Origin of the sequence: Mesorhizobium sp. B2-8-1 (assembly GCF_006440955.1) — a bacterium.
GTDB lineage: Bacteria > Pseudomonadota > Alphaproteobacteria > Rhizobiales > Rhizobiaceae > Mesorhizobium.
Map to the genome: position 1 here is coordinate 135,578 of NZ_VFTX01000012.1, position 20,666 is coordinate 156,243.

Annotated in this window: 19 protein-coding genes and 1 tRNA gene; 11 read left to right on the plus strand and 9 right to left on the minus strand. The window is 64.1% G+C overall.

The genetic code is table 11. From position 1 onward, the window contains the following. Positions 1–307: 307 nt before the first annotated feature. Positions 308–2,080, plus strand: a complete 1,773-nt coding sequence (locus tag FJ428_RS26365) for a glucan ABC transporter ATP-binding protein/ permease (RefSeq protein ID WP_140494133.1) — start codon at positions 308–310, stop codon at positions 2,078–2,080. Between the two features lie 167 nt (positions 2,081–2,247). Then, a complete protein-coding gene (locus tag FJ428_RS26370; protein ID WP_140521733.1) occupies positions 2,248–3,012 on the plus strand; it encodes a heme ABC transporter permease in 765 nt (254 codons plus the stop codon). Positions 3,013–3,036: 24 nt separating this feature from the next. On the opposite strand, the gene FJ428_RS26375 is transcribed toward FJ428_RS26370, so the two are convergent. Then, positions 3,037–4,095 carry a D-TA family PLP-dependent enzyme gene (locus FJ428_RS26375; RefSeq protein ID WP_181167401.1) on the minus strand — a complete coding sequence of 353 codons (1,059 nt, stop codon included), beginning with the start codon at positions 4,093–4,095 and terminating at the stop codon, positions 3,037–3,039. Positions 4,096–4,281: 186 nt separating this feature from the next. Between FJ428_RS26375 and FJ428_RS26380 the strand changes: the two genes are divergently transcribed. After that, positions 4,282–4,968: a D-lyxose/D-mannose family sugar isomerase gene (locus tag FJ428_RS26380; RefSeq protein WP_140515633.1), complete on the plus strand. Its 687-nt coding sequence runs from the start codon at positions 4,282–4,284 to the stop codon at positions 4,966–4,968. 94 nt (positions 4,969–5,062) lie between these two features. Here the strand turns inward: FJ428_RS26380 and FJ428_RS26385 are convergent, their stop codons facing one another. The 4 genes from FJ428_RS26385 to FJ428_RS26400 form a co-directional block, all read right to left on the minus strand. Further along, positions 5,063–6,067, minus strand: a complete 1,005-nt coding sequence (locus tag FJ428_RS26385) for a L,D-transpeptidase (RefSeq protein ID WP_140673368.1) — start codon at positions 6,065–6,067, stop codon at positions 5,063–5,065. 350 nt (positions 6,068–6,417) lie between these two features. After that, positions 6,418–6,912 carry a hypothetical protein gene (locus FJ428_RS26390; protein ID WP_224519168.1) on the minus strand — a complete coding sequence of 165 codons (495 nt, stop codon included), beginning with the start codon at positions 6,910–6,912 and terminating at the stop codon, positions 6,418–6,420. A gap of 151 nt (positions 6,913–7,063) precedes the next feature. Beyond that, positions 7,064–7,137: transfer RNA gene (locus FJ428_RS26395), tRNA-Gln, on the minus strand. 122 nt (positions 7,138–7,259) lie between these two features. After that, positions 7,260–8,192, minus strand: a complete 933-nt coding sequence (locus FJ428_RS26400) for a lysylphosphatidylglycerol synthase domain-containing protein (RefSeq protein WP_140880491.1) — start codon at positions 8,190–8,192, stop codon at positions 7,260–7,262. Positions 8,193–8,618: 426 nt separating this feature from the next. On the opposite strand from FJ428_RS26400, the gene FJ428_RS26405 reads away from it, so the two are divergent. Together FJ428_RS26405 and FJ428_RS26415 are read left to right on the plus strand one after the other, a co-directional pair. After that, a complete protein-coding gene (locus tag FJ428_RS26405; RefSeq protein ID WP_140880492.1) occupies positions 8,619–9,968 on the plus strand; it encodes a Ppx/GppA phosphatase family protein in 1,350 nt (449 codons plus the stop codon). A gap of 343 nt (positions 9,969–10,311) precedes the next feature. After that, on the plus strand, positions 10,312–11,109 hold the full coding sequence (locus FJ428_RS26415; RefSeq protein WP_140494122.1) for an RlmE family RNA methyltransferase: 798 nt from the start codon (positions 10,312–10,314) through the stop codon (positions 11,107–11,109). Between the two features lie 6 nt (positions 11,110–11,115). Here FJ428_RS26415 and FJ428_RS26420 read toward each other — a convergent pair whose 3' ends face one another. Continuing rightward, the gene (locus FJ428_RS26420) at positions 11,116–12,537 is read right to left on the minus strand and encodes an MFS transporter (RefSeq protein ID WP_140880493.1); all 1,422 of its coding nucleotides are present in this window, start codon (positions 12,535–12,537) and stop codon (positions 11,116–11,118) included. Positions 12,538–12,746: 209 nt separating this feature from the next. Between FJ428_RS26420 and FJ428_RS26425 the strand changes: the two genes are divergently transcribed. The 5 genes from FJ428_RS26425 (at position 12,747) to FJ428_RS26445 (ending at position 16,107) form a co-directional block, all read left to right on the plus strand. Further along, positions 12,747–12,992, plus strand: a complete 246-nt coding sequence (locus FJ428_RS26425) for a type II toxin-antitoxin system prevent-host-death family antitoxin (protein WP_140521745.1) — start codon at positions 12,747–12,749, stop codon at positions 12,990–12,992. Continuing rightward, positions 12,989–13,438 carry a PIN domain-containing protein gene (locus FJ428_RS26430; protein ID WP_140515645.1) on the plus strand — a complete coding sequence of 150 codons (450 nt, stop codon included), beginning with the start codon at positions 12,989–12,991 and terminating at the stop codon, positions 13,436–13,438. Before FJ428_RS26425 ends, FJ428_RS26430 begins: the two co-directional genes overlap by 4 nt. 137 nt (positions 13,439–13,575) lie before the next feature. Next, positions 13,576–15,078: an IMP dehydrogenase gene (guaB, locus tag FJ428_RS26435; protein ID WP_140494114.1), complete on the plus strand. Its 1,503-nt coding sequence runs from the start codon at positions 13,576–13,578 to the stop codon at positions 15,076–15,078. Next, positions 15,029–15,658 (plus strand): hypothetical protein, encoded by a 630-nt coding sequence (locus FJ428_RS26440; protein ID WP_140685756.1) that lies wholly within the window; start codon positions 15,029–15,031, stop codon positions 15,656–15,658. Before guaB ends, FJ428_RS26440 begins: the two co-directional genes overlap by 50 nt. A 29-nt stretch (positions 15,659–15,687) precedes the next feature. Further along, positions 15,688–16,107: an MAPEG family protein gene (locus FJ428_RS26445; protein ID WP_140656143.1), complete on the plus strand. Its 420-nt coding sequence runs from the start codon at positions 15,688–15,690 to the stop codon at positions 16,105–16,107. A 30-nt stretch (positions 16,108–16,137) separates the two neighbouring features. On the opposite strand, the gene rnd is transcribed toward FJ428_RS26445, so the two are convergent. The 3 genes from rnd to FJ428_RS26460 all read right to left on the minus strand — a co-directional run bounded on the left by rnd (position 16,138) and on the right by FJ428_RS26460 (position 19,713). Continuing rightward, entirely contained in the window at positions 16,138–17,289 is a 1,152-nt protein-coding gene (gene rnd, locus FJ428_RS26450) for a ribonuclease D (protein WP_140565168.1), read from the minus strand. A gap of 75 nt (positions 17,290–17,364) precedes the next feature. Further along, positions 17,365–18,609 carry an MFS transporter gene (locus FJ428_RS26455; protein ID WP_140880494.1) on the minus strand — a complete coding sequence of 415 codons (1,245 nt, stop codon included), beginning with the start codon at positions 18,607–18,609 and terminating at the stop codon, positions 17,365–17,367. A 99-nt stretch (positions 18,610–18,708) separates the two neighbouring features. Continuing rightward, a complete protein-coding gene (locus FJ428_RS26460) occupies positions 18,709–19,713 on the minus strand; it encodes a DMT family transporter (RefSeq protein ID WP_318012516.1) in 1,005 nt (334 codons plus the stop codon). On the opposite strand from FJ428_RS26460, the gene FJ428_RS26465 reads away from it, so the two are divergent. Further along, positions 19,713–20,579, plus strand: coding sequence for a LysR family transcriptional regulator (locus FJ428_RS26465; protein ID WP_140557030.1), 867 nt, complete (start codon positions 19,713–19,715; stop codon positions 20,577–20,579). The genes FJ428_RS26460 and FJ428_RS26465 overlap by 1 nt on opposite strands. Positions 20,580–20,666 lie beyond the last annotated feature (87 nt).

A 20,666-nucleotide genomic window follows, 5' to 3' on the forward strand; every position in this document is an offset into this window, starting at 1 on the left:
ATAGTCTTTTGTCTATTTGCAGATCTCCGCTTCGGCAGCCGGCGCACCCGGTCGGGCCATGCCGGGCAAGATCGCCGTGATTAAAAATGTGGCAGCGCTCAGCGGCTGCCATGATTTTGCCGCAAGGCTGACATTTCACCTTTTATCTCAACCCGTTAGGTGATCACGTGAGATTTCGCATCGTCGTCATCTTTTGTTCGCTAAACGGGAACGGAAGGGATAGACGGGCATTGTTTTGCGACGCGTTAACCGATACGTGTCAAGAAATGGTGCGGTGCACAATAAATGTTTTGGCGGAGTAGCTGAAGTGTCCCTTCTGCAAATCTACTGGCGAGCGCTCGGTTATTTGGCAGCTGACAGGAAACGCGTGGCGCTGATCTGCTCAGCCAATGTCGCGCTGGCCATCATCGCCATCCTGGAGCCGATCATGTTCGGTCGCGTGATCGACGCGATTTCCGCACACGGCTCCGTCTTTTCGACGCTCGCCCTCTGGGCCGGCCTCGGCGCCTTCAACATCATCGCGTTCGTTCTTGTGGCGCGCGGCGCCGACCGCTTCGCCCACGCCCGGCGCAGCGAAGTGCTCTGCGACTCCTTCGAGCGCGTCATCACCATGCCGCTCGCCTGGCATCATCAGCGCGGCACGTCCAATTCGCTGCACACGCTGCTGCGTGCCGTGGAGACCTTGTTCAGCCTCTGGCTCGAATTCATGCGCCAGCATCTGTCCACCGCCGTCGCGCTGTTCCTGTTGATCCCGACCGCGCTCAGCATGGACGTGCGCATGTCGATGGTGCTGCTGGCTCTCGGCGTGCTCTATGTCGGCATCGGCCGGCTGGTGATGAAGCGGACCAAGGCGGGCCAGGCCGCCGTGGAGCGCCACTATCATACCGTATTCGCCCATGTGACGGACTCGGTCAGCAACGTCGCCGTTTTGCAGAGCTACAACCGCCTCGGCCATGAGGCCGATACGCTGCGCCGCTACGTCAAGAACCTGCTCGATGCGCAGAACCCTGTGCTCGACTGGTGGGCCATGGCCAATGCGCTGCATCGCCTGTCGTCGACGATTTCGATGATGGTGGTGCTTTTGATCGGCGCCTATCTGGTCACCCACGGCCAGCTGCGCATCGGCGACGTCATCGCCTTCACCGGTTTTGCAACGCTGCTGATCGCCCGTCTCGACCAGATGTCGGCATTCGCCAACCAGATTTCGGAGGCCCGCGCCAAGCTCGAGGATTTCTACCATCTCGAGGACTCGGCGGCCGACGCCGCCGAACCGGACGGGCTGCGCGATCTCACGAACGTCACCGGCCATGTCCGCTTCGAGAATGTCGGCTTCGAATTCGCCAATTCGGGGCAGGGCATCCACGACGTCTCCTTCGAGGTCCAGGCGGGCCAGACCGTAGCCATCGTTGGGCCGACCGGCGCCGGCAAGACCACGCTCATCAATTTGTTGCAGCGCGTCTTCTCGCCGTCCACCGGCCGTATCCTGATCGACGGCATCGATACCCGCACCGTGACCCGCAAGTCGCTGCGCCATTCGATCGCCACCGTGTTCCAGGATGCGGGCCTGCTCAACCGCTCGATCGAGGACAACATCCGCGTCGGCCGCTCTGATGCGACCAACGACGAGATCCATGCCGCCGCCAATGCGGCTGCCGCACAGGACTTTATCCTGGCCAAGAGCAATGGCTACGACACGGTGGTCGGCGAACGTGGCGGCCAGTTGTCTGGCGGCGAGCGCCAGCGCATTGCTATTGCCCGCGCCGTGCTGAAGGATGCTCCGATCCTGGTACTGGATGAGGCGACCAGCGCGCTCGACGTCGAGACAGAGGACCGCGTCAAGGAAGCGATCGACGAATTGCGCCGCGACCGCACCACCTTCATCATCGCCCACCGCCTGACCACCGTCCGCGACGCCGATCTGGTCGTGTTCATGGACAAGGGCAGGGTGGTCGAAATGGGTGGCTTCGCCGAGCTGTCGCTGCGCAACGGCCGTTTCGCCAGCCTGCTGCGCGCCGGCGGCCTGCTCAACGACGAAGAGGTCCGCCGCCTCAGCCGCTCGATACAGGGCGAGGCCGCCTGAGCGGGTTCTTTTACCTCCCCCCGTGGGAGGTCGGACCGAAGGTCCGGTCGGGGAGCGCCGCCGTCCTCACCCCGCTGCTTCGCAGCGACCCTCCCCAAGGGGAGGTGACAAGGCCTGCGACACTCCCTCGATTGCCCCAGACGCATAGCCGGGCTATTTAAAGCGGCATGAGCGACAGCACTTCACGCCTGAGCGGCTGGACCGATCTTGCCAACCCGACACGGTTCGTGGCGCTTGCCGACCGGGTGGTGCCGTGGCTGGCGACGATTGCGGCGCTGACCCTTGCCGCCGGCCTCTATATGAGCTTCACCGCGCCCGAGGACTTCCAGCAAGGCATCACCGTCCGCATCATGTACATCCATGTGCCTTTCGCCTGGTTGGCCATGATGTGCTACACGCTGATGGCGCTCTCGGCGCTCGGCACATTGGTCTGGCGCCATCCGCTGGCCGATGTCGCACTGAAATCGGCGGCCCCCATAGGTGCCGTCTTCACCGCGCTGGCGCTGGTCACCGGTTCGATCTGGGGCAAGCCGATGTGGGGCACCTGGTGGGTGTGGGACGCGCGGCTGACTTCGGTTTTCGTGCTGTTCCTGATGTATCTCGGCATCATCGCGCTGACCCGCGCGCTCGATGATGCCGGCCGCGCCGCCTGGGCCGCCGCCATCATTACGCTGGTCGGCTTCATCAACATCCCGATCATAAAATTCTCGGTCGATTGGTGGAACACGCTGCATCAGCCGGCCTCGGTGTTCCGCATGGGCGGATCGACCATCGACCCCTCGATGCTATGGCCGCTGCTGGTGATGGCCATCGGGTTCACGGTGCTGTTCTTCGCGCTGCACCTGATGGCGATGCGTACCGAAATCCACCGGCGGCGGGTGATTGCGATGCGCAGGGTCGCGGCCCGGCAGGCTGAGCGTCAGCCGGCTTGAATCACCCGCGCCTGGCCAAAGAAGTCATCCCATCCGCCCACGTGCGGCCACCGGCAGGGTTTCCAGCACCGTCTCGCCGTCGATCAAATTGACCTCATTGAACAGGTTGGTGACGACGCAGCAATGGTCGGGCACCACGCGCACGCGCTCGCCGATGCGAAGCTTGCCATCGCCTGAGAGCGTGACCGTGCCGTGTTCCTCGCTCAGGCCCGTCACCCGTGCTCCCGCAACGCCGAGCAACTCGCCGAAATCGGCGAGCCCCAGCGTATCGCTCGACAGCGCCTTGCTGCCGGCGTCGAGAATGGCACGCGTCCGCGTCGGATGGCTGACCACGGTCGACAGTACGCTCAGCGCGCAATCGTCGAGGCTGCCGACGCCCTTGGCGACCTGGTAGCGGTCGAGATAGATGTAGGTGCCGGGGCGGTATTCCGTGACGACGCTGTCTTCGCCCGAGCGCCACATGTCGGGCGTGCCGCCGCTGGAGATGCGCGCGCAGGCGAGACCGCAGGCGGCCAGCGCCTGCCTGGCGCCGGCGAGCCAGGCCTCGGCCTCCCCCGCACGGCCCGCGGCCGGATAGGTCATCAACCCGCCGAGGGCGAGGCCCTTTGCCGTCTCGATCTGTCTTGCCAGGCCAACCGCTTCACCGGCCGTCTGCACGCCGCAGCGCCCCATGCCGGTGTCGCATTCGACCAGCACCGGCAGGGGATGGCCGGCATCGGTGAAGGTGGCGGCCAAGCCTTCGATCGTCTCCACGCTGTCCGCCGTCACCGATAGGGTGACGCGCCCATGCAGCGCCTTCAGCCGCTCCAGCTTGGCGCGGCCAAGGATGTTGTAGGGGAGAAAAATGTCGGTCAGCCCGGCATCGGCCATCACCTCGGCCTCGCCGATCTTCTGGCAGGTGATGCCGACCGCGCCCGCCGCCACCTGCTTCTTCGCCCAATAGGGCAGCTTATGCGTCTTGATGTGCGGCCTGAGCTTCAACCCGTGGCGGTCGGCATGCGCCTGCGCGCGGGCAATATTGGCTTCGGCGCGCGCGGCGTCGATCAGGATCGATGGCGTATCGAGGTCGTGAATGGTCGGCATCATCTGTCACCCTGTGGAATCCGCAGGGGTTATGGCCCTGAAAGCGCCTTATGTCACGCGGCCAGCCGGGCGGATCCGTGGTTCCATGCGTCCGCGCTGCAAGCCGGGGCGAGGCAATACGGATCGACACCGCATCGTCGTTCGGCTATGCGATTTGTCGGAGAAGTCGACACGAGGACCACGATCATGAAACGCTCCGCCATCAACGACATCATCCGCGAAGCCGACGCTTTCATCCGCTCGTTCGGCTACATCATGCCGCCCTTCGCCTACTGGTCGCCGGAAGAGATGAAGGCGCGCCAGATCGATTCCTCGGCCATTTTCACCTCGCGGCTCGGCTGGGACATCACCGATTACGGCCAGGAAAAATTCAAGGAGCTCGGCCTGTTCCTGTTCACAGTGCGCAACGGCCGCTACGAGGACATGAAGAAGGGCATGGGCATGCTCTATGCCGAGAAGATCATGATCTCGCGCAAGGACCAGCTGTCGCCGATGCACCGCCACAACATCAAGGCCGAGGACATCATCAACCGTGGCGGCGGCAAGCTGGTGCTGGAACTGTTCATGCACGATCGCGACGGCGGCATCGATCCCAAGGCCGAGGTGTCGGTGCCTGTCGACGGAACCATCCATCGGTTGCCGGCGGGCGGGCTGCTGAAGCTCGATCCGGGCCAGAGCGTCACGCTGCTGCCCGGCGTCTGGCATGCCTTCTGGGCCGAAGGCAAGGACGTGCTGATCGGCGAGGTGTCGACCGTCAATGACGATCTCACCGACAATGTGTTTCGCGAGCCGATCGGCCGCTTCTCCAACATCGACGAGGACGTCGCCCCGCTGCACCTGCTGGTGTCCGACTATGAGAAGTGGCTGGGGTAACTTCGCAGTAAACTGAGGCGCCGGCCGGCTAACGGCCAAGGCCGGCAGCGCCTCAATGGCAGCAGCCAAGTGAAAGTGAGTCCCCCGGTTGCCTCTACGGCGATCCCTGGTCGATCGATCCCACCGCTTCGCCGGTGAAGATGACCTTCGTGCCCTCGTGCACTTCGGAGGCGAGGTCTTCGGCGTCCCAATTGGTCAGCCTGATGCAGCCATGCGAGAAGGTTTTCCCGATCTTGCTCGGGTCCGGAGTCCCGTGAATGCCGTAACTTTCGATGGACAAATCAATCCACACCGATCCCACCGGATTGTTTGGCCCGGCGGCGATCGTGAAGGGGCGCTTGGTCCTGACCCCCTTGAAGGCGAAGTCGGGATCGTAGTGATAGGTGGGGTTGTGCACCACGCGTTTGACCTCTGCCTGGCCGCTCGGCGCCGGCTTCTCCTGGCTGCCGATCGAGGCGGGGTACACCGCAAGCACTTTGCCGGACGGGTCGAGCACGCGAAGCTGGCGCGCGCCCTTGTCGACCTCGACCTCAGCAACACCCGCGGGCGGATCGCCTCGGGTGACGGCAGGCACCAGCACCTTTTGCCCGGCCTTCCTGAAGCCGACGCCAGGGTTGAGCCGTTGAAGCAACTGTTGGCTGACGTGGAAGCGCTCCGCTATTTTTTCCGCCGCGTTGTGGTAGCCGAGCCTGCGCAGGCGGGCCATTTTCTCCATGCGCGCCGGAATTCGCCTGGTAAACGGTCCGCGCACATCCTTGCGCGTCAGCTCGTACGTCTCGAGCGCCGGGCTCGGGGAGGTCGCGACCAGCTTGTCCCAGGTCTGGCGGGTGAGCTTACCATCGGCGGGCAGCCCGTTGGCTGCCTGAAACGCCCGGACCGCCTTGGCGAAGTTCTCTGCTGCGCGGCCGTCGATCAGGCCCGGCGAGAAGCGCGCGCGATCCAGAAGGATCTGTGCCTTCAGCACGGTCGCACTGACGCCTTTTGCTTCGCTGTCGTCGAATTGCGCGTTGTTGACGGCTGCGACGTCCAGCTTTGCCGCCGCCGATACGTCACATGCCATGGCGAGCACGACAGCCGCGACGAGAAGGAGCCTGGTCATCGACGTCACACTCCTGCATGAGCACCTGCTTCTATGACGTTGCAGGGCCGATCTGGTTCCATTCCCCCCTGCATTTGAGCCGCGATCACCGACCGCCAGTATGAGGAATACGGATCGGGACGTCCGGCGGTCGCGCGGATGCATGTGATGATAGACTTAACGGCAAGAACTCGGCGCCGGCTGCACGCTCGTCCTGCACAGGCATGACGAGCTGATTGGTACATCCGTCTTGGCCAACCTTGCTTGCAGCGCCGGCAACGCCTCGCTTCGCCGCGCCGTGTCAGGCATTCCACCAGCCCGTGCAGCGCCTATGGCAACGCCGGGCTCACCCGCACCGGTGTCGAACGCCATTAACTGCCAGGCCTGCCCTTGTTTTGTTTGCGGGCATAGACGACGCATGCGTCGACGGCGCTGACACACAGCCCATCGCGGCGGTTTGGAAGGTTGTTATCGCCCGCATAGGCGACCTCAGCCACACGGCCATCGACGATGCGAACCTGTGTGTTGCAATAACCTCCCGGAGCGACATTCAACGACCCGCCGACGGAAGGGATGGGGCCTACCGCGAAGGTAGGAAGCACGACATTGACATTGCCCCGCTGCACCGCGCGCTCGTAGCTCCAGATTTGCCCCGATGCTCCTTCGTCGGCGGTGGCGGTGGGGAATCCCGCACACATTCGCAGATCCGCTTCGCTGAGGCCGACCATTTCCTTTTGGGCGGCAGCCGTCGTGGGATCCTCTTTCGCAAGCTTGGACGTATCGTCGGGAACGACGCAGGACCAGAGCGCGCCCGTGCCGGTGAGAAGAAACAGGATAGCCGGTAGTCGAATCCCGCGAGACGCCAAAACCGCTCTCCGATCTGCTGGATTGTTCGCCCGCCCTTCACCGAGGTAAGAGGCCGCCCCGATATTTCAACCCGTGATGATCGGGCTGCCTGTTCGATCGCGAGACGGCGGATCAGGCTGGTTGGTCTGGTGCGGACGGTGGGAGTGAAGCTGGCTGGGGAACCTGGATTCGAACCAGGACTAACGGAGTCAGAGTCCGTGGGTCTACCGTTAACCTATTCCCCAGCAGGCGAGGTCATGAACCGCGCGGGCCGAGCGGGCGAACCGCTGTGAGCGCTGCCTTGTAGCCGCCAGCAGAAAATAGTCAAGCCTGCCGGTGTTTCAATTGTGATGTTTCGGCGCGGCTTTCAATTGCCTGTCCGCCCGAACTGGGAGCGCTCGAAATAGAGCACGATGCCCAGGCCCAGAAACAGCGGGACGATGAGATAAAACAGCCGGAATACCAGCAGGGCCGCCAGCACGCCCACGGGGTCCATGTCGGAGAGCCCGGCCAGGAACACCACCTCGAACACGCCCAGCCCGCCCGGCGCGTGCGAGATCTGCGCGATCGAGAAGGAGACGAGGAACACGCCGAGCACGACGAAATAGCCGGGGTTATGGGCCTCGGGCAGGGCAAAGAAGATGATCGCGGCCGCCGCCAGGAGTTCGATCGGGCCGATCAGCAATTGCCGCGCCACGATCGGCAGGGCCGGATAGTGAATCTGGAAGCTGCCGATCTTCAGCGGCCGCAGATGCAGCCAGCTGCCGAAGATATAGGCGGCGACGACGGCAAGCATGACGATGCCCGCAGCCCGCGACAGGCCGTGATGGGCTATGCCGGAGAAGCGGTCGATGATCTGCGGTTCGAGCACCAGAACGAGGCCGGAGGCAAGTACCGTCGACAGCACGAAGGTAATCCAGCAGATCGCCACCAGCACGCCGACGTCCTGTCCGCTCAATCCCCTCGTGCCATAGGCGCGATAACGGATGACGGCGCCCGAAAACACCGAGCCGCCGATATTGTGCGACAGCGCGTAGGTGGTGAAGGAGCACAGCGTGACGAACAGCCACGACACGCGTTTGCCGATATGCAGGAGCGCGATGTGGTCGTAGCCGGCGAGCGAGGCATAGGCGACAACCGAGCTCAGCCCCGCGAGGATCCAGCCGCGCGCCGGGATCGCCGCAATGCCGTCCCAGACATCATCCAGCGAAATGCCGCGCAATTCGTGCCAGAGCAGCAGGAGCGAGAAAATCACCGCCCCGATGCCGACGACCGGCCAGAAATAGCGTCTCCAGTTCATTGCCTGACTGCCATGCGTTGCGGGCCCGTTGTCTTCGCTGTCATTGCGGGAAAGCGGTCGGCGATTCCGATCGCTTTGCCCCCTCTATTTCAGAGATGCCTCATCGAAGCCGGCTATTCAACCGCCGGCCCTTGCCGCCATGGCAAGCCGCAATCGTTATCGTCGTCGAGAGGCGGAAAATCGACAGCCGAGCGGGAATATCGGCCCGGCCATGCGACCGTCTCCGCATGCATTTGTGCTGAAAGTCGCTGTTTACCCCCACTTTGCGTAAGACGCGGCAGCAGGCGGTTTGCGGACAGCCGGCAAAATTCGTGCCACGCGGCACTTGGTGATCCGGGCCGGCGCTGCTAGTCTGGCGGCAACTTGAAACAAAGAAGCGCCTGCTGCGTCCGTTCGCCGGTTCGCGCGGCGCCGGAAGGAACGACAGTGGAAGACCGCGACACCGGCGCCGGCGCGCCGGAGGTGGGCGCGTCCAGCGCTTCCCCGGGGCCGTCAGGCCCGGGGACCGCCAAATGGCAGCAACGCCGCCCGACGGAGCCACGCTCCGCCGACGGGCAGGCGAGCGACGCGAACCACCATCAAAAGGGCAAGGCCAAGAAAAGGCGCAAACGCCGGCGCGGGCGCAAGGTTTTTGCGCGCGACGATATCCGTCCCGCGGCGAACGGGGCGCCGACGGCACGCGCCGCCGCGGCTGGCGCGGCGCTTGCAGGCATAGCCACACCGCCCATCGCGGTGGCTCGGCCCGAACCGGGGGCCCGTCGCCCGACAATGCCGGAATTGCCGGTATTTGCCGCGCTCGATCTCGGCACCAACAATTGCCGGCTGCTGGTCGCCGTGCCGGCGCGTCATGGCCAGTTTCGTGTCATCGACGCCTTTTCGCGCATCGTGCGACTGGGCGAGGGGCTCACGGCCAGCGGCCGCCTCGGCCAACCGGCGATGGACCGCGCGGTCGAGGCCCTGAAGGTCTGCGGCGAGAAACTGCGCAACCGCAAGATCAGGAAGGCGCGGCTGATCGCCACCGAGGCCTGCCGCTCGGCGGCGAACGGCGTCGAGTTCCTGGAGCGCGTCGAGCGCGAGGCTGGCCTCAAGCTCGAAATCATCGACCGACAGACCGAAGCGCGGCTGGCGGTGTCCGGCTGCGGTTCGCTGGTCGAGCGCGACACGCAGGGCGTCGTGCTGTTCGACATCGGCGGCGGCTCCTCCGAAATCGCGCTGATCGATCTCACCGGCCGCCGCTCACCGCGACTCGCCAACCATATCGTGTCGTGGACGTCGCTGCCGGTCGGCGTCGTCTCGCTGGCCGAGCGTTTCGGCGGCCGCACGGTGACGCGCGAGATTTTTGGCGCCATGGTCGACGACGTCGCCGCCCGGCTCGCCGCCTTCGATGGCCGCGATCGGCTTAGCCACCTCAAGGCCAGCCCGAAATTTCATCTGCTGGGCACTTCCGGAACGGTGACGACGCTGGCCGGCGTCCATCTCGATCTCGAGCGCTACGACCGCCGCCGCGTCGACGGCCTGTGGATGGACAGGGACAGCGTCGACCGCATGGTCGAAAAGCTGGTCGGCTGGGATTTCCAGCAGCGTGTCGCCAATCCCTGCATCGGCGCGGACCGCGCCGACCTGGTGCTGGCCGGCTGCGCCATTCTGGAAGCGATCCGCGCCGTGTGGCCGTCGGAGCGGCTGCGCGTTGCCGACCGTGGCTTGCGCGAGGGCATATTGAGCGAGCTGATGGCCGATGACGGCGTCTGGCGCAACGATGGGCGCGGCAGAACATGATCCCGAACCGCAGGACCGCGTCAGCGAAAAGTGGCGACCGGTTTTCGCGGACAAACGGCTCCGTTTGTCCAGAAGTCACGCTCGGGCAAGCTGGCGCAAGCGTTGCTCCGGTGAGCAGTCGACCCCCACTCCGTCGAGCTTCGCTCGACACCTCTCCCCCGATCGACGGGGGAGAGGATTGGCGCGAGCTAGCCAATCTTGGCGCCCTTCCTCTCCCTCCGGAGGGGGGAGAGGTGGCGCTGCGAAGCAGCGACGGAGTGGGGGAAGCCGTTTGCCAAACGCGCTGCCGCCGAAAAACGGCCACAACCCGGCAAGCGAGAAAACTTGGACAAGAAGTCAACCAATGACCAAGAAACCGGAAAAGCCGGGCTCGGCCGGCATTCGCGTGCTGAAGACGCGGATCAAGAAGAAAAGCGGGCTGAAGGAATCGTCGCGCCGCTGGCTGCAGCGTCACATCAACGATCCCTACGTCCAGCGCTCCAAGGCTGACGGCTACCGCTCGCGCGCGGCCTACAAGCTGATCGAGATCGACGACAAGCACCATCTGCTGAAACCCGGCATGAAGGTGATCGACCTTGGTGCGGCCCCCGGCGGCTGGTGCCAGGTCGCGGCCGCGCGGACCAAATCGACCGCGGAAAATCCGCATGTCGTAGGCATCGACTATCTCGAGATGGACGCGGTGCCCGGCGCGCCGGTGCTGTTGATGGATTTCCTCGATCCCGAGGCGCCGCGGAAGCTGGCCGAGGCGCTTGGCGGCGATCCCGATGTCGTGCTGTCCGACATGGCGGCGCCCACCACCGGCCACAAGCGGACCGACCACATCCGCACCATGCATCTGTGCGAGGTGGCCGCCGATTTCGCGCTGTCGGTGCTGAAGCCGGGCGGCCACTTCCTGGCCAAGACGTTCCAGGGCGGCGCCGAAAACGAGCTGCTCTCGATGCTGAAGAAGAATTTCCGGTCCGTCCACCACGTCAAGCCGCCTGCGTCGCGCGATGAGTCGGTGGAGCTGTATCTACTGGCGAAGGATTTCAAAGGGCGAGAATCCGGTCCGCCATCAGGCGGATCGGAACGTCCAGTGGATGTCTCGAAGAACTTGAGCGCACGGAGCCATGGCGAAGGGCCGGCGGACGGCGACGGCTGAACCGTCTCACTCCCCCGGCGACCTCACCGGTTCCAGCGGCTTGGGCATGGTCATGCGGCCGTGGCCCGATACGGCGTTGCCGGCATCGGGCGCCAGCCGCATGAACGACAGCGATGCGGCGGCGGAAATTGCCGCGACGATGAAGAAGGCGGTATGGAAGTCCGGCAATGTCAACGGGCCGCCGTGGATACCCGTCGATACTTCCAGGATGCCGCCGGCAACCGCCACGCCCAGCGCGATCGACAGTTGCTGGAACACGGCGGCGATCGGTGTTGCCTTGCTCGTGTCCTCGGCTGAAACCTCGGCGTAGGCGAGGGCGTTGATGCCGGTAAAGAACATCGAGCGGATGAAGCCGCCCACCAGCAGCATGGCCAGCATCAAGAGATAGGGCGTATCGGGCGTGAACAGGCCGTTGACGGCGATCGACGCGGCGGCCACCAGCGAGCCGACGATCAGCACGCGACGAAAGCCGACGACGCGGAAGATCAGCGCTGTGACGAATTTCATGCCGATGGCGCCGATCGCGGAGACGAAGGTAATCATGCCGGACTGGAACGGCGTCAGCCCGAAACCGATCTGGAACATCAGCGGCAGCAGGAACGGCACGGCGCCGATGCCGATGCGGAAAAGTCCGCCGCCAAGCACGGAGGAGCGGAATACCTGGTTGCGGAACAAGTCGAGCGCCAGCAGGGGGTTCCTGGCACGGCGCGCATGCATGAGGTAGAGAGCGCCCGACACCAGCCCGACGCCCACGGTGATGAAGCCGGTCGCCGGCGGCAGATAGGGCAAGCTGATCACTGACAGGCCGAACACGACGCCGGACGCCGCCAGCCCGCTCAGCACGAAGCCGACGAAATCGAGCGGCGGCGTCTCCATCGATTCGGTTTCCGGCAGGAAGCGGGTGGCCAGCCAGATGCCGATCAGGCCGATCGGCACATTGATCAGGAAGATCCAGTGCCAGGTGAAGTAGGTGGTGATGAAGCCGCCGATCGGCGGTCCGACCAGCGGGCCCACCAATGCCGGCACGGTCAGCCAGGACATCGCCGCGACAAGTTCGCTCTTGGGCGTGGCGCGCACCAGCACCAGGCGCCCGACCGGCGTCATCATGGCGCCGCCTATGCCTTGCAGGAAGCGCGACACCACGAAGGCCGGCAGCGAGCCCGAAACGGCGCAGGCGACCGAACCGACGATGAACACCGCGATCGCGGCGCGAAAAACGTTCTTGGCGCCGAAGCGATCCGCCATCCAGCCGCTGATGGGAATGAAGATCGCCAGCGACACAAGATAGGAGGTCAACGCCAGCTTGAGCGCGATCGGGCTGGTGTGGATGTCGAGGGCGATCGCCGGCAGCGATGTGGCGATGACGGTCGAATCCATGTTTTCCATGAAAAGAGCGACCGCCAATATGAGCGGAATGGTTCGGTTCAAAGGAACGCGTCCGGGCTTGATTCCAGATGTTGCCGACCGGGAGTTTGCCGGCAGGCAGGGCGGTTATCACGGCTGGACACCAATGTCGTGTTAAATTGCTGTCACTTTTATGCGACCGCAACCTCCGGTGGCGGCTGCGATACACGATTGCTTGCAAAAAGCGGACACTATCCCTATTGTAGTGAAAATAACTACAGGACGTTATGATCATGGAAGAGGCCGTTTCGGCAGCCGATGCCAATCGCAGATTTTCTCGCATCCTGCGTGAGGTACGCGAGGGCCAGAGCTACGTCGTGACAAGCCATGGTCGGCCGGTGGCACGGATCGTGCCTGCGGAGAGGCACGAGGGTGTGGCCTCCCGCTCGCGCGCGGCATTGCTGTCGCGACTCGAACGGCAGCCAGTTGCCGATGCAGGACGCTGGACCCGCGATGAGCTCTACGAGGATGACCTGTGAGGGTCGCGCTCGACACCAACATTCTTGCCTACGCAGAGGGCGTTAACAACGTAGACAAACGCGACCACGTTCTCGAACTGCTGCGCAAGGTTCCACAAGACGCTGCCATTGTTCCGGTCCAGGTGCTGGGTGAACTGTTCAATGTCCTCGTCCGCAAAGCCGGAAGGTCGCGCCAGGAGGCTCGGGATGCGCTGCTTAGCTGGCGCGACGCGTTCCCGGTTGCTGGGACGACGCCGGAGGTGATGACGATGGCTGTCGATCTTGCGGCGGACCATCGCTTCGGCATCTGGGATGCCGTCATTCTTTCGGCTGCATCCCAAACGGGTTGCCGGCTGCTTCTGTCGGAAGACCTGCAGGACGGCTTCACCTGGGGCGGTGTAACCGTCGTCAACCCCTTTGCATCGCCGCGTCACGCTTTGCTGGATGCTTTCCTTGGTTCGCAATAGAAGCTGAAGCGTCCGCAACGATCGGCTTTTCTTCCGTGCCGGGACGTGGTACCAGCCACCGCCAATCCTGAAAGGGAAGAAGAGAGTCGCGCTGTCCATCCCGGTCCAGCGCTTTTCCCGCATTCAAAGGGCTGGCCATGGCAAAAATCATCGAAACGTCCACCGGCGCGCTGGCGCTGACCTTTGACGACGTGCTTTTGCAGCCCGGCCATTCCGAAGTCATGCCCGGCCAGACCGACATCCGCACCCGGATTGCCGGCGACATCGACCTCAACGTGCCGATCCTGTCGGCGGCCATGGATACCGTCACGGAGGCAAGGCTTGCCATCGCCATGGCGCAGGCCGGCGGCATCGGCGTCATCCACCGCAATTTCTCGCCGGCCGAGCAGGCCGAGCAGGTGCGGCAGGTGAAGAAATTCGAATCCGGCATGGTGGTCAACCCGGTCACCATCGGTCCCGACGCGACGCTGGCCGACGCGTTGTCGCTGATGCGCACCTACTCGATCTCGGGTATTCCGGTGGTCGAGAATGGCGGCTCCGGCGGCCACAAGAGCGGCCGGCTGGTCGGCATCCTGACCAATCGCGACGTGCGCTTCGCCTCCGATCCGGCGCAGAAGGTCTACGAATTGATGACCCGTGAGAACCTGATCACGGTCAAGGAGAATGTCGACCAGGACGAGGCCAAGCGGCTTCTGCATCAGCACCGCATCGAAAAGCTCGTCGTCGTCGACAAGCAGGGCAATTGCGTGGGGCTGATCACCGTCAAGGACATCGAGAAATCGCAGCTCAACCCGCACGCCACCAAGGACGCGCAGGGGCGTCTGCGCGCCGCGGCCGCCACCAGCGTCGGCGACGACGGTTTCGAGCGCGCCGAGCGCCTGATCGAGGCGGGCGTCGACCTTCTGGTCATCGACACCGCGCATGGCCATTCGCAGCGTGTCCTCGATGCCGTCACGCGGGCGAAAAAACTCTCCAATTCGGTGCGCATCCTGGCCGGCAACGTCGCCACCGCCGAGGGCACCCAGGCGCTGATCGATGCCGGCGCCGATGCCGTCAAGGTCGGCATCGGCCCCGGCTCCATCTGCACCACCCGCATCGTCGCCGGCGTCGGCGTGCCGCAGCTGTCGGCCATCATGTCGGCGGTGGAAACTGCGCACAAATCGGGCGCCTCGGTGATCGCCGATGGCGGCATCAAATATTCCGGCGATCTGGCCAAGGCGCTTGCCGCCGGCGCCAGTGCCGCCATGATCGGCTCGCTGCTTGCCGGCACCGACGAAAGCCCGGGCGAGGTCTATCTGCACCAGGGCCGCTCCTTCAAGGCCTATCGCGGCATGGGTTCGGTCGGCGCCATGGCGCGCGGCTCGGCCGACCGATACTTCCAGGCGGAGGTTCGCGACACGCTGAAACTGGTGCCGGAAGGCATCGAGGGGCAGGTCCCCTACAAAGGACCTGTGTCTGGCGTGCTGCACCAGCTTGCAGGCGGCCTGAAAGCCGCTATGGGTTATGTTGGTGGCCGCGACCTTGCCGATTTCCGCGAACGCGCCACCTTTGTGCGCATATCCAACGCCGGACTTCGTGAAAGCCACGCCCATGACGTCACGATCACCCGCGAAAGCCCCAACTATCCCGGCGGAGCCTGATCGGCCCGACCAGTACACGTTCTGGCGCAATCTGGCCGCGACTATCTTGCGGCTATCGCGCCACGCTGCCGCCCTTTGCACCGCATCGGTGGCGGTTTTCATCGCCATGACGCTCATGGAGTTCTTCTATTTCCGCCAGTTGAGTGGCGGTTTGCCGTCGCTCGACATGCGCGTTTTTGGCTTCACGCCGGATGAAGGCATGGCCTGGCTGACGGCGCTCGGCCGGCGCGGCGGCGAGATCATCCTGGTCTGGCACTATCTGACCTTCGATCTTCTGTTCCCCGCGCTGTTGTCGGTGACGCTGGTCAGCCTGATCCTGGCAGCGGGAAGGCGGTTGAGGAATTTCCGCGTGCTTCCGGGCCAGATGCAATCGATCTTCGCACTGATCCTGGTGCTGCCCTACACGATCGCCAACTACGCCCAGAACATCGCCGTGGCCCGCCTTCTGTCGGATTTCCTGTCGGCCAATCCCGATTCCCTGGGTCTCGCCTCGGCGCTGATCGTCACCAAATTCGCGCTGCTCGCAATTCCGGTGATCGTCATCGCCGTCTTCTGGCTGGCGGGTCAGAAACAGAATTGATCTGACCCGGCACCGGGCGGGGAGGGTTCATGAACCAGACATCGATTTTCTGGCCTGTTCTGGCGCACGTGTTGCTGGTCTACATCGTCTATGGCGCCATGGCCCGGCGCAGGTATGTCGCCATCCAGTCGGGCGAAGCCAAAGTCAGCCAGTACAAGGCGCGCTCGACCGAGCCGGCCTCCTGCGTGACAGTTGCCAGCAACCTCAGCAACCAGTTCGAACTGCCGGTGCTTTTCTATGTGCTGTGCCTGATGTTGCACCTGACCAACGGCGTCAACTATCTGACCTTGGCCCTGATGTGGATCTTTGTCGCGACCCGCTATTTTCATGCCTGGGTTCACCTGACCAGCAACAATCTGCTCCTGCGCAGCCGGTCTTTCTCCCTGGGGGCAGTGATTCTTTTGCTGGGCTGGATCTGGTTCGCGCTGCACCTGCTCCGGGTGGTTTGAGCAGTACTCCCCTTCGTTGGGGCGCTCCGCCTACAAATCGAACACCGCTATTTTGCGCTTGTCGAACTTGATGCCGATCTCGCCGCGCACCAGCTTCAGCGCCGCCTCGCCGAAAACGGCGCGGCGCCAGCCCTGCAGCGCCGGCACGTCGGCGGCTTCGCCTTCGGCAGCGATGCGGTCGATGTCGTCGCTGGAAGCCAGGACCTTCGATGCGACGCCTTGCTTTTCGGCCACGATCCTGAGCAGCACCTTCAACAGCTCCGCGGCGGCGCTCGATCCCTCGGGCGGCTGAAAACTCTTTGGCAGCTTCGGCAATTGCTCCTTGGGCAGAGCTAGTGCGGTGTTGACCGCGCCAAGCAGCGCCGCCGCGGTCGAGGAGCGCTCCCAGCCCTTCGGTATCGTGCGCAGCTTGGCCAGCGCGGCCGCGTCGCGCGGCGCCTGCTGCGCCACCTCGTAGATGGCGTCGTCCTTGAGCACGCGGCCGCGGGGTACGTCGCGTTCGCGCGCCTCGCGCTCGCGCCATGCCGCCACGGCCTGCACGATCGCCAGCTCCTGCGGCTTGCGCAGCCGCATCTTCAGCCGCTTCCAGGCATCCTCGGGGTGCGGATCGTAGGTTTCGCGCGAGGTCAGGACGTCCATCTCCTCGTTCAGCCAGTGGGCGCGGTTCTCCCGCTCCAGTTCGGCGCTGAGATGCTGGTAGACCTCGATAAGATGGGTGACGTCGGCAAGCGCATAGTCGAGCTGCTTTTCGGACAGCGGCCGGTGGCGCCAGTCGGTGAAGCGCGAGGACTTGTCGAGCCGCGCGCCGGTGACGCGCTGCACGAGCTGATCGTAGGAAACGCTGTCGCCGAACCCGCAGACCATCGCCGCAACCTGGGTATCGAACACCGGATGGGGAACGAGATCGCCCAGATGGACGATGATTTCGATGTCCTGCCGCGCGGCATGGAAGACTTTGACGACAGCTTCGTTGGCCATCAGCCTGAAAAACGGCTTCAGGTCGATGTCTGGCGACAGCGGATCGATCAGCGCCGTTATTCCGGGCGCCGCCATCTGGATCAGGCACAGGATCGGCCAGAAGGTCGTTTCCCGGATGAATTCGGTGTCGACGGTGACGAAATCCGATTTTTCGAAAGCGGCGAGAACGGTCTCGAGTTCTTTTTGGGTGGTGATGACGTGCATCAAATCGCTTTTGGCAGGAGTAGGGTCTTCCTAGATTTCAGCCGGGAAGGCTTTCGTCAAGCGTTGGCGCTCGCATCACGGCCCGTCCGGCCCGTCCGGATCGCCGTTTCTTCTCGCCAGCCGGGCGAAAACCGTCGAGGTGCGCAACAGCGCGGTGAAGCGGCTGCGCTTGCCAGCCGGCACGCCCGATCGTGCCCGCATCCGATAGAGGATGACGGTGATGAAGATTGCATAGACCAGCGCGCTGAACACGAACAGCGCGCTTGGGCCAAAATACTGCATCGCCGTCGATGCGGCGAAAGGGCCGCCAATGGCGCCGAAGGAATAAAACAGCATCAAGGCGGCGTTGATCAGAACGAACTCGCCCGCGCCGGCGCGGTCGTTGGAGTGCGCCGCCGACAGCGAGTAGAGCGGCATGGCGAAACAGCCGAAGATGAAGATGATGAGGAAGTTGAGAAACGGGTCGGCTCCCGCCACGAACGCAAGCGCCAGCGCTGCCAGCATGGCGCAGCATGTCGTCGCCAGCAGCACCGAGCGCCGGTCCCAGCGATCGGAGAGATAGCCTAGCGGGTATTGGATGAGTGCGCCGCCGAAGATACCGACGCTGACGAAGGTGACGACATCGGCGACAGACATGCCGATCTGCTCGGCATAGACCGGCGACAGCGTGCGGAACGCGCTGTTGGTGACGCCGACGGCGATGCAGCCGAAACAGCCGAGCGGCGAGATGCGCCAGACCCGCGCCAGGTCGAGCTTGACGTCTTCCGGCGGCGTCGGGTTGGAGCGATCGCCCAGCGATACCGGCACCAGCGACAGCGTGATCATCATCGACATGATGGCGAATATGGCGAAGCCGCCCGCTCCGAAGATCGGGATGAGGAACTGCGCGCCGGTGACCGAGCCGATGTCGACCATGCGGTAGATGGCAAGCACGCGGGCGCGGTCCTTGTTGCTGACCCCGGAGTTGAGCCAGGCCTCCATCACCGTGAACAGGCCGGCGAAGCAGAAACCGCCGGCAAAACGCACCGCGCACCACATCACCGGGTCGATGACCAGAACCAGGAGCAATGTGCCGGCCGAGGCGGCCGCGGCCAGCGCCGAGAAGGTCCTGACATGGCCGACCGCCTTCAGGATGCGGGTGACGGCCAGGCAGCCGAGCAGGAAGCCGGCGAAATAGAACGTGCCCATCAGGCCGATGTCGGAAGCCGAAAAACCTTCCTGCGCGCCGCGCAGCGCGATCAGCGTGCTTTGCAGCCCATTGCCGCCGAGCAGGATGCCTGCGGCGATGAGGAGCGGGATCAGCGGACGGATGGAGGACATTAAGAGGCGATCACATGTCTGTGATCCCTTCTTGAACCATCGCTTCCGTCAATACCAGCGGCAATTCCCCGCGCCAACAGGATGTGTCCGCCTTTCCGTTCAAGGAAGTCGGCGCCTGCCTCCTCGACGTCCCACGGCGAACCGCCCGGCTGCTCCCGACGCGATGGCTATTCCCGCGAGGACAGCGATGAGCCCGACAATTAGGTTTGCATTGATTTGCTCACCGAGAAAGACGGCGCCGAAGATCGATGCCGTCACGGGGTTCACGGCAACTGAAACGGCAACCAGCGTTGGCGGCGCACGTTCAAGCGCGAACGCCCAGAGGAAGAAGATCAGGGCGCCGCAAATTACGGCCAGGTATCCGCTGGCAACCCATTGCGACGCCTCAAGCGCGGCAAGTCGCGTCAGGCCTCCAGTCAAAGTCGACAGCGCCAACAGGCAGGCCGTGCCGACGGCCATGCCAAACGCGGCGAATGATGTCGGCGCGCAGCGGGTGAGAAAAGGTCGCGACCAGACATTGTAGAGCGCCATGCAGAATGCCGCCGCGATCATCAGGAGGTCTCCGCGCCAGGCGCCCTGGGGAGCTGTCGTCAGGCTGCTGCCAAGCGCGACAGCCACTCCGGCCATCGCGACCAGGACGCCGACGATCTTGCGCGTCGTCGGCGGTTCGATCCCTAGAACCGCGCCTGCGAGCATTGTGAGCACAGGCAGCGTCGAAAGCGCCAGAGCTCCTCGCGCCGCCGTCGTGTAGACAAGGGCTCCGTTGAAGAGCGCCGGGAACAGGCCGAAGAACAGCAGGCCCAATGCGGCGGCGCCAGGCCAATCGCTTTTCGCAGGCCACTTGTCCCGTCGCAGAAGCGCTACGGCGGCGAGCACCAGAAAACCACCCCCGAACCGGATCGCGCCGATGGTGAGCGGATCCAGCGAATGCGCGAGATAGCGCGTTGCACCGACAGCGGTGCCGCCAAAGGCGCTGGAGAGAATCGCCGCGAGCACGCCTCCAGTTTCCATCGCTTCCCCTCTGCCAGTTCGGAGTCCAGCGGTATCGGGCAAACCGGGTAAAAGGAATCGAATAAATGCAATGAGCTTGATAAGCTTGCGCAATGAGCAGTCGGAGTCTCGATCCGGAATTGTTGCGGACTTTCGTCGTCGTTGCCGAGCGGCTCTCTTTCACGCGAGCCGCCGAGCAGCTCAATCGAACGCAAGCCACCGTCAGCTTGCAGGTGAAGCGCCTTGAAGAGCGCCTCGACATTTCGCTGTTCCGTCGATCGACGGCCCATGTCGAGCTTACGGCCGCCGGCGAGGGGTTTCTGATCGACGCACGCCGCATTCTTGCACTTAACGAGCAGGCGATTGCCCGTGTCTCCAACCAACGGGTAGCGGGACGCATCCGGATAGGCGTCATGGAGGACTACGGCACCAAGATCCTGCCACGCCTCCTCGCCGATATCGCCGTGCGATTTCCGCTCATGCAGGTCGAAATGGAGATCGGCCTCACGGCGCGGCTGCTGAAACGGCTCGGCTCATCATTTGACGCGGTCATCGCCATGCATCCGGAAGGTGTGGCGGAGGGCGATCTGATATGCCGCGAAAGAGCGATATGGGCGGCGGCGAGGACCCACTCTGTCGAAGAACTCGATCCGCTGCCCGTCGCGTTGTCGGACCCCGATTGCTTGTTTCGCGCATGGGCGATTGACGCGCTCGACAGAGCGGGCCGGCCGTGGCGACTGGCCTATGTCAGCCCGAGCCTTGCCGCGACGGAGGCGATCGTCGAGCAGGGCCTTGCGGTTACCGTGGTCAAGGGCAGCATGCTCGCGCCCGGCCTGCGCGATGTCCATCCTGGCCCTTATGTGCCGCCGCTGCCCGGGGCGGAGATCCGCCTTCATCGGGCCACAACGTCTTCCGCAAGCGCCGCATTGGTCGTCGATCACCTCGCGCATCGCCTGCGGCTGTCAAGCCTTGGTTCATAGGGCGACCTGCGCGCCGGCGAATGCTCCGAAAGAACCCGTCAACCCGGGTTCGTTGCCCTGGCCCTCCGCCCACTCGCCTTGACAAAC